The organism is Streptomyces sp. DvalAA-14, assembly GCF_900091855.1.
Classification (GTDB): Bacteria; Actinomycetota; Actinomycetes; order Streptomycetales; family Streptomycetaceae; genus Actinacidiphila.
In genome coordinates, this window is the sequence record NZ_FMCH01000029.1 from 1 (window position 1) to 8192 (window position 8192).

Sequence of the window (8192 nt, forward strand, 5' to 3'; positions counted from 1 at the left end):
CGGCGAGCACCACCGAGAGCACCAGCGCTAACACCACGCCGGCCACCACGAACGGAAGTCTTCTGCGGAGCATGGGAGCCCCTTAGGGAGTCTGGGGAGGCGGCGCGGCGCCGCGCAGGAAGGTGCGGCTCGGCAGTACGCACACGGCGTACAGCGCCAGGGCCACCGCGCCGATGGCGAAGAGTGCGGCGCGGCCGTCGCCGTACCGCCGCTCCAGGGAGAGGATGGTGACGGCCATCACCGCGCCGCCGAGGAACGGCCAGGCGCAGGCCCGGGCGATCCACCGCAGGCCGATGCCGCCGCCCCTCAGGGCGAGCAGGAAGAAGGGCACGACGAGCCCGGCGGCGACCAGGACATGGCCCTGGGAGACGCCGACGATGCCGCGGGTGCGCGCGGCGACGACGAGGACCGGGATCAGGGCGACGAGCCACAGGCCCTGCACCCCGATCAGCGAGCGGCGCCGGCCGAGCGCGACCAGGCAGTCGTAGGCGAGTTCGCAGCCGATCCGGATCAGTCCCAGACCCATCAGCCAGGGCAGCGCCTTGGCGGCCGGCACCCACTCGTCGCCGTAGATCAGATCGACGACCGGCCGGGACAGGCCGGCCAGCAGGACGCAGATCGGTACGGTGCCGGTGATCACCACACCGAGGGCGCGGCTGAATCCGCGGGCCAGGCCCTGCGCGGAGTCCGCCAGCCGGGAGAAGCCGGCGAAGGAGACCCGGCGCGCGGCCTCCGAGATGATCCGGACCGGCCAGCTGGAGATGTTGAACGCCAGCACGTAGAAGCCGAGTTCGACTTTGCCGAGGGTGGAGCCGACCACGAGGGTGTCGACGTTGACCACGCCGAGGGCGAGCAGGCTCGCGCCGGCCAGCGGCAGGCCGAAGCGCAGCAGCGCCCGGGCCTGCCGGGCGTCCCAGCCGAAGATCAAGGTGCCGGGGGCGGCCAGGCAGAAGCCGAGCAGGGCGGCGACATTGCCGGCCACCGCGCCCCAGGCGAAGCTCATGGCGCCCATGCCCTGGAAGGCCAGCACCAGCGTCACGGCGGTGCTCAAGCCGAAGTTGAGGGCGTCGATGACCATCCGCCGGCCCTGGGCGAACTCCCGGGTGAGGAAGCCGGCCGGTACCTGGGCGATGCCGTCGAGGATGACGCACAGGCACATCACCCGCAGCACCCCGGACGCCTCCGGCGAGCCCAGGGAGTGCGCGACGGCCGGGGCGGCGGCGAACAGGGCCACGTAGAGGGCGGTGCTGGACAGGGCGCTGAGGGTGAGCACGGTGGGCGCGAAGCGGCGCGGGTCGCCCTCCCAGCGGACGATGGCCAGGCCGACGCCGAGTTCGTTGGCCGACAGCAGCACCAGCAGCACGGTCTGCGCGATGCCGTAGACGCCCCAGGCGGCCGGGCCGAGGGCGAAGCGGGCGAGGATGATGCCGGTGGCGAAGTTGCCGAGCCGCATCACCATGGTGTTGATCAGGCTCCAGCGGGCGGCCGAGCGTACCCGGTGGCCCAGCGGCGCGGCCGCGCCGTCCGCCGGTGGCGCGGGGACCTCCGGTACGGGCTCCGCGAGCGGCGGCAGCGGCTCCGGGTCCCGGATCGCCCACGAGGGGTGTCCGGCGGGGCCGGGTCACCGCTGGTGCGGCCGGGGTGGTCGGGGCGGGAGGGGCGTTGACGGCGGCGGCTTCCTTCGCCGCGGTGTCCGTTGCGCGCGCCCTGTTCATGGGACGACTCCTTGCCGAGCGGCTCGTCGAAAGGCGGGTCACACGAAGCGGTGCGCGTCGCTCTCGGTGGTCGCGGTCGGGTCCCTCCGGGCCTCGGGCGGTGCGGCGGCCGGTTCCGGGTCCTGGTCGGCGCCGTCCGGGTCGGCCGATTCGCCGTCGCTCGACCAGCGGGGCGCGGTCCGGGCCGCCCGGGCCGCTCTGGCCGCCGCCGCCCGGCCCGCCAGCTCCGCCGCGCCGGCCGAATCAGCGGCCGGGTCCGGACCGGCCGGCTCCGGCTGATGGGCCGCGACACCCTCGGAGCCCTCGGAGGCCGGGGAGCCCGGGCCCGCCGAATGGCCGGCCGGGTGGCCCGCCGCCCGCCGCCCGCCGGGCTTGCGCAGCCGGGCCTCGACATAGAAGGTCGCCACCATGCTGACCACGAGTCCGGCCAGCGCGGCCAGCACCAGGTACTCCAGCCGGGTCTTGGTCTGGGCGACCGGATTCTGCGGCGGCACGATGGTGGTCATCCGGATCATCGCCTGGTCCGCGACCGCCTGCTGCACCTGGAATTCCTCCAGCCGCTTCTTGGCGTACGCGGTGAACAGCTTGTCGGACTTCAGCACGGCGGCCTGGTCGGTGCCGGTGACGGTCAGCCACATCAGCGGGCCCTGGGCGTTGTCGGCGATCTTCGCCGCCGAGGTCCCGGACGCGCCCTGGTGGCGCAGGTCGGCGATGGAGGCGTCCGAGTTGAGATTGCGGGCCAGGCTGTCGGCCATGCCGGTCAGCGAGGTCTGGGTGCTCAGGAACGGATTGCCGTCGAAGGCGACGGTGGCCTTCTGCGAGTTGAGCAGCATCACGGTGCTCTGCGACTGGTACGCGACCGGTACCGCCAGATAGGCGCCGGCCGTCAGGACCGCGGTCAGCAGCAGACCGGGTACCAGGACGTACCAGCGTCTGCCCATGACCCGGCAGATCTCAGCGAGATCCATGGTTGAAGTTCCCCCTCGCGGCCCCGTGTTGCGTGGTCGAGAGCATATCGGTGGGTCTGCGCCGGGTCCGGGCGGTACCTCCTTCCAGCAGCACGTCCGCGATGCGTTCGCTGGCCCGGCCGTCCCACAGCTCGGGGCGGCGCGCGGCCGGCGGCTGTGCCAGCACCCGCGCGGTGGTGGCGACGATACGGTCCGGGTCGCGGCCCGCCAAGACGTTGGTGCCCTGCTCGACGGTGATCGGCCGTTCGGTGTTGTCCCGCAGTGTCACGCAGGGGACGCCGAGCGCGGTGGTCTCCTCCTGCACACCCCCGGAGTCGGTCAGCACCACCCGGGCGGAGTCCTGCAGCGCGATGAAGTCCAGATAGCCGGCCGGCGGGACCAGCCGGATGCCGCCGGGCACGCCGAGTTCGGCCAGCCGGCCGGCCGCCCTGGGGTGCACCGGCAGCAGCAGCGGGCAGTGCGCGGCGATCTCGCCGAGGGCCTTGAGCAGCCCGGCCAGGATCGCCGGGTCGTCCACATTGGCCGGCCGGTGCAGGGTCACCAGGCCGTACCCCTTGGGGGTCAGGCCGTGGCGCTCCAGTACGTCGGAGCGCCGGGCGCGCTCCAGGTTGGCCAGCAAGGTGTCGATCATGACATTGCCGACGACGTGGATCTGGTCGTCGCGGTAGCCCTCGGCCCGCAGATTGTCGGCCGCGTCGGGCGACGGCGCCAGCAGGTAGTCGCTGACCCGGTCGGTGGCGACCCGGTTGACCTCCTCGGGCATGCCCCAGTCGCGGCTGCGCAGGCCGGCCTCGACATGGGCCAGCAGCGGGCCGGCCTTGGCGGTGACCAGGGCGCAGGCCAGCGTGGAGTTGATGTCGCCGACGACCACCACCGCGTCCGGGGCCACCTCCTGGAGCAGCGGCTCGAAGGCGGTCATCACCCGGCCGGTCTGCTCGGCGTGGCTGCCCGAGCCCACGCCGAGGAAGCGGTCGGGCGGCCGGATGCCGAGGTCGCGGAAGAAGACCTCGTTCATCGCGTCGTCGTAGTGCTGTCCGGTGTGCACCAGGACGACCTCGGCGCCCCGGCGCTCCAGCGCGTCCATCACCGGCTTGATCTTCATGTAGTTGGGGCGGGCCCCGGCCACGCAGACGATTTTCATCACGGAGCTCGCAGGGTCCTCGGGTTCGGTAGGGCCGGTCGGTCCGGTGGAGCCGGTCGGTTCGGTCGGGCCGGTGGAGTCGGTGGTGCGCATCGGCTCAGAGCACCTCGATCGTCGGCCCGGACAGCCGGCGGCGGCAGTCGAGCACGAGGGAGGCGTGCGCCATCACCAGGTCGTAGTCGAAGGCGTCGTGGTCGGTGAGCAGCACCACCACATCGGCGGCGGCCAGTTCCTGCTGGGTCAGCTCGACCCGGACCAGCCGGGAGTCGACCGCCGCGGTCTCCACCACGTGCGGGTCGGCTGCCCGCACCTCGGCGCCCATGTCCAGCAGCAGCTGGGAGACCCGCAGCGACGGCGACTCGCGGGCGTCGCCGGTGTTCTTCTTGTACGCCAGTCCCAGCAGCAGCACCCGCGAGCCGTTGACCGAGCGGCGCTGCTTGTTGAAGGCGTCCATCACCCGGCGGGTCACATAGTCGGGCATGTGGCCGTTGATGTCGTTGGCGAGCTCCACGAAGCGGAAGTTCTGGCCGAGTTCGCGCTGCACCCGCCAGGACAGGTAGGAGGGGTCGATCGGCAGGCAGTGGCCGCCGACGCCCGGTCCCGGGGTGAACTTCATGAAACCGAACGGCTTGCTGGAGGCGGCGTCGATGGCCTGCCACACATCGATGTCGAGGTGGCGGGCGAACATCGCTATCTCGTTGACCAGGGCGATGTTGACGTGCCGGAAGGTGTTCTCCAGCAGCTTGGCCAGCTCGGCCTCCTTGGGCGAGCCGACCGGCACCGTGGTGTCGACGAGTTCGGCGTAGAAGGCCTGGACGGCCTTCAGCGAGGCCGCGTCCACCCCGGAGACGACCTTGGGGGTCTCCTTGAAGCCCCACACCGGGTTGCCCGGGTCGATCCGCTCGGGGCTGTAGCCGAGGTTGAAGTCGGCGCCGGCGGTGAGCCCGGAGCCGTCCTCCAGCAGCGGGGCGAACAGCTCCTGGGTGGTGCCGGGGTAGGTGGTCGACTCCAGGATCACGGTGGCGCCCGGCCGCAGGTAGCGGGCCAGGGTGCGCGCCGATTCCTCGATGTAGCGCAGGTCCGGCACCCCGTCGGTCAGCGGTGTCGGCACGGTCACCACGGCGATGTCGAACCCGCCGCAGTCCCGTGCCGCGTCGCTGGCGCGGTAGGTGCCGTTCTCCATGGCGGCCGCGATCCGCTCGGAGGAGACGTCCTCCACGAAGGAGACGCCCGCGGCCAGGCTCTTGACCCGGCCGGCGTCCACGTCGTAGCCGATGACCTCGTGCCCGACCTCCGCGGCACGGATCGCCAGCGGCAGCCCTACGTATCCCTGTCCGACGACGACGACTCGCATCAAAGACTCCTGTTCGCAGAACCGGCTGCGGGCGTGCGGCGAATGAGTTCCCGGGCCGTCATGAGCAGGAAGGCCGCGTTGGTGGTGAGGTAGCGCCGGGCGAGGCGGCGCGGTTCCTGGAGCAGGCGGTAGAACCATTCCAGGCCGAGCCGCTGCCAGCCCCGGGGGGCGCGCTTGGTGACTCCGGCGAGGATGTCGAAGGAGCCGCCGACGCCGTGCACGACGTGGACGCCGGTGCGCTTGCCGTAGGCGGCGGTGAAGATCTCCTTCTTCGGCGAGGTCATGCCGAGGAAGAGCAGGTCGGCGCCGCTGTCCGCGATGGCACCGGCGATCGCCTCCTGCTCGGCGTCGGCGAAGTAGCCGTTGCGGTGGCCGGCGATCCGCAGGTCCGGGAAGCGGGTCCGGACCTCGCCGATCATCAGGTCCAGCACGTCCGCGCGGGCGCCGAGGAAGTAGACGCCGAGGCCTTTCGGTTCGGCCTCGGCCAGCAGCCGCATGAACAGGTCGATGCCGGCCACCCGTTCGGGAAGCGGCGAGCGCAGCAGCCGGCTCGCCCAGACCACGGCCTGGCCGTCGGCCACCACCAGGTCGCAGCCGGAGACGGCGGCGGCCAGCCGGGGGTCGCGCCGCATGTTGACCAGCTTGGCGGCGTTGACCACGCCGACCTCCAGCTGGCGGTGGTCGCGGACCGCGTCCAGGCAGCGCTGGACCGTCTCGTCCATGGTCAGCGCGTCGAGGCCGACGCCGAAGAGCGTGCGGCGGGTCATCGCTGCTCCCCCGCGGCCGGCTGAGCGCCGCGGGCGGCGGGATCGGCGGGCCGCGCCGCGTCCTGCGCGAGCCAGGCGTACAGCATCCAGCCGAACTCGTAGGGGCGGCACTCGCGGTCGACGGCGGTGGGCCGGTAGATCCGGTCGAGCGGCGCGATCCTGGCCCGGCGGACCGCGCGGGTGGTCAGGCCGCGGGCGGCGCGGACCGCCTTCTTGGGGTCGCCGCGGTAGACCTTGCGCCAGGTGACGGCGAGGTCGTCCTGGATGACGGGCTCGGGCCCGGTGGGTGAGGCGGCGGGCCCGGTGGTCGCGGGGGCGGGCCGAGTCGTCGCGGGGGCGGGCCCGGTGGCGGGCCCGGCGCTGAGTTCGGCGGGCCCGGCCATCCAGCTCAGGCCCCGTCGTATCGCCGGGCGGAAGTCGGCGCCGCCGGCGTCCGCGAGGTCGAACAGCGCGGTCGGCGCCATGGCGTGCTGGTGCACGCTGTAGACGGGGTAGCCCTCCACCAGGCCGCCGGTGCGGGCGTCGTAGTGCCACCACCACTGGCCGGCCTCGCCCTGGAGTGCGCAGATCCGGGCGGCGCAGGCGTCGGCCGCGGCCAGTGCCGCGGGGTCGTCGCCGCCGGCGTGGGTGCGGGCCAGTGCCTGGAGCGGGTAGGTCTGGTCGGCGAAGCAGCTGACGTGCGCCCGGTACCAGGGCACCAGGCCGGGCCCGGTGGCGTGCGGGAAGAGCGGGCTGTCGCCGATCCGGGCCCGCAGCAGCCGGTCGCGGGCGGCGGTGATCCGCCGCTCGACGTCCACGGTGTCCCGGGCGGCGGCCAGCGCGGACAGCACCCAGGCGGCCTCGACGGTGTAGCGCGGGCCGCTGCCGGTGTCGAGCGCGGCCACCCGGCCCAGGGCGTCGGCCAGTTTGGGGTGCCCGGTCTCGGCGGCGGCCCAGGCGATCAGCGCCGCGTCGCCGAGGTTGGTCACTCCTGGCAGCCGCTGGACCAGCAGCCCGGCGAACTCCTCGGCGGTGTGGCCGCCGAGCACCGCCCGCTGCCGGTCCTCGGGCAGCAGCCGGGCGCCGAGCGCGGTGATGGCGGCGTAGCGGGTGCTCTCGCCCCGGTTCTCCAGGGTCCAGCCGCCGCCGGGCGCGGCCTGCGCGGCCCGGGTGAACACGAAGGTGTCCCGGTCCGGCAGGTACATCGCCGGCAGTCCGGCCTCCGCGAGCGCGAGCAGGCGCTCGGCGAGCGCGTGCAGCGGTGGATCCTGCCGGCTCAGGGCCAGCAGACGTGTCGTGGTCATCGTCCCCTCACAATGATCATGGGCATGCCCTGCCCGCGGGTGTACTCACTTCGCACGCGTACACCGGAGAAGCAGTGCCCGTGCGCGGCACGGAGCACCGGCCCGGCGGTGTGCGGCACACCCGCCAGGACCGTTTCGGTCTGGCACCCCAGCCCCCCTGGTCGCTGTGTCGATCGGCCCGGCGGTGGTCCCTCACCACCCCCGGGATTCCGGCTTTCGGCCGGACGCGGGCACAGGCCCCGCCGCCCCGGTAGCCCCTCGGCGCCCGACGCCTCCGGTCCCCGGCCGGCGAATGCCGTCACCGATCTCCAACCCCCCACTGGACGCGGCCGTTTGACTTGTCCGGCCGTGCCAGCCCACACCGTGGAACACGATATGCCTACGGATATGCGCTGATTGACGTTTTGCGGAAATCTGCCGCCGTCCGTTCACGTGCCGTTCCGGCTCGGCGGCGCGGGCAACACCCGGGCACCGCTGGGCCGTCAGGCGCCGTCCGGCACCGTCCGACGCTGTCGCGGCCCGTCCGGCTCAGCGCCGCTCGGTGAGCACGCCGTCCTTCTCGTCGTGCAGCGCGCCGGTGCGCGGACACTGCCACACCCCGGGCCGGCCGGCCTGCTCGGCCAGCCGCTCCCCGGCCCGGCCGACCCAGCCGATCCGCCGGGCGGGCACTCCCGCGACCAGCGCGAAATCCGGTACGTCCCGGGTGACGACGGCGCCGGCCGCGACCAGCGCCCAGCGGCCCACCGCCACCGGGGCCACGCACACCGAACGCGCGCCCAGCGAGGCCCCCTCGGCGACGCGCACCGCGACCGGCTCCCAGTCCCCGCCGCGCTTCAGCTTCCCGTCCGGGTCCACCGAGCGCGGGAAGTAGTCATTGGTGAGCACCGCCGCGGGGCCGACGAAGACCCCGTCGGCCAACTCGGCCGGCTCGTAGACCAGTGCGTAGTTCTGCAGTTTGACGTTG

At 73.4% G+C, this 8192-nt stretch carries 7 protein-coding genes; all 7 read right to left on the bottom strand.

The window, feature by feature from the left end:
• Positions 1-82 precede the first annotated feature (82 nt).
• A complete protein-coding gene (locus GA0115240_RS01755) occupies positions 83-1459 on the bottom strand; it encodes an oligosaccharide flippase family protein (RefSeq protein WP_093734870.1) in 1377 nt (458 codons plus the stop codon).
• A gap of 294 nt (positions 1460-1753) precedes the next feature.
• Complete coding sequence (locus GA0115240_RS01760) at positions 1754-2683, bottom strand: chain length determinant protein (protein ID WP_237554529.1); 930 nt, start codon at positions 2681-2683, stop codon at positions 1754-1756.
• The gene (gene wecB, locus GA0115240_RS01765) at positions 2670-3917 is read right to left on the bottom strand and encodes a non-hydrolyzing UDP-N-acetylglucosamine 2-epimerase (protein WP_237554530.1); all 1248 of its coding nucleotides are present in this window, start codon (positions 3915-3917) and stop codon (positions 2670-2672) included. Before wecB ends, GA0115240_RS01760 begins: the two co-directional genes overlap by 14 nt.
• 4 nt (positions 3918-3921) lie before the next feature.
• Entirely contained in the window at positions 3922-5178 is a 1257-nt protein-coding gene (locus GA0115240_RS01770) for a nucleotide sugar dehydrogenase (RefSeq protein WP_093734871.1), read from the bottom strand.
• The gene (locus tag GA0115240_RS01775) at positions 5178-5945 is read right to left on the bottom strand and encodes a WecB/TagA/CpsF family glycosyltransferase (protein WP_093734872.1); all 768 of its coding nucleotides are present in this window, start codon (positions 5943-5945) and stop codon (positions 5178-5180) included. Before GA0115240_RS01775 ends, GA0115240_RS01770 begins: the two co-directional genes overlap by 1 nt.
• On the bottom strand, positions 5942-7228 hold the full coding sequence (locus tag GA0115240_RS01780) for a hypothetical protein (protein WP_093734873.1): 1287 nt from the start codon (positions 7226-7228) through the stop codon (positions 5942-5944). The genes GA0115240_RS01775 and GA0115240_RS01780 overlap by 4 nt, the downstream gene beginning before the upstream one ends.
• A 528-nt stretch (positions 7229-7756) precedes the next feature.
• On the bottom strand, positions 7757-8192 hold a 436-nt coding region (locus GA0115240_RS01785), incomplete at its 5' end, for an acyltransferase (protein ID WP_093734874.1).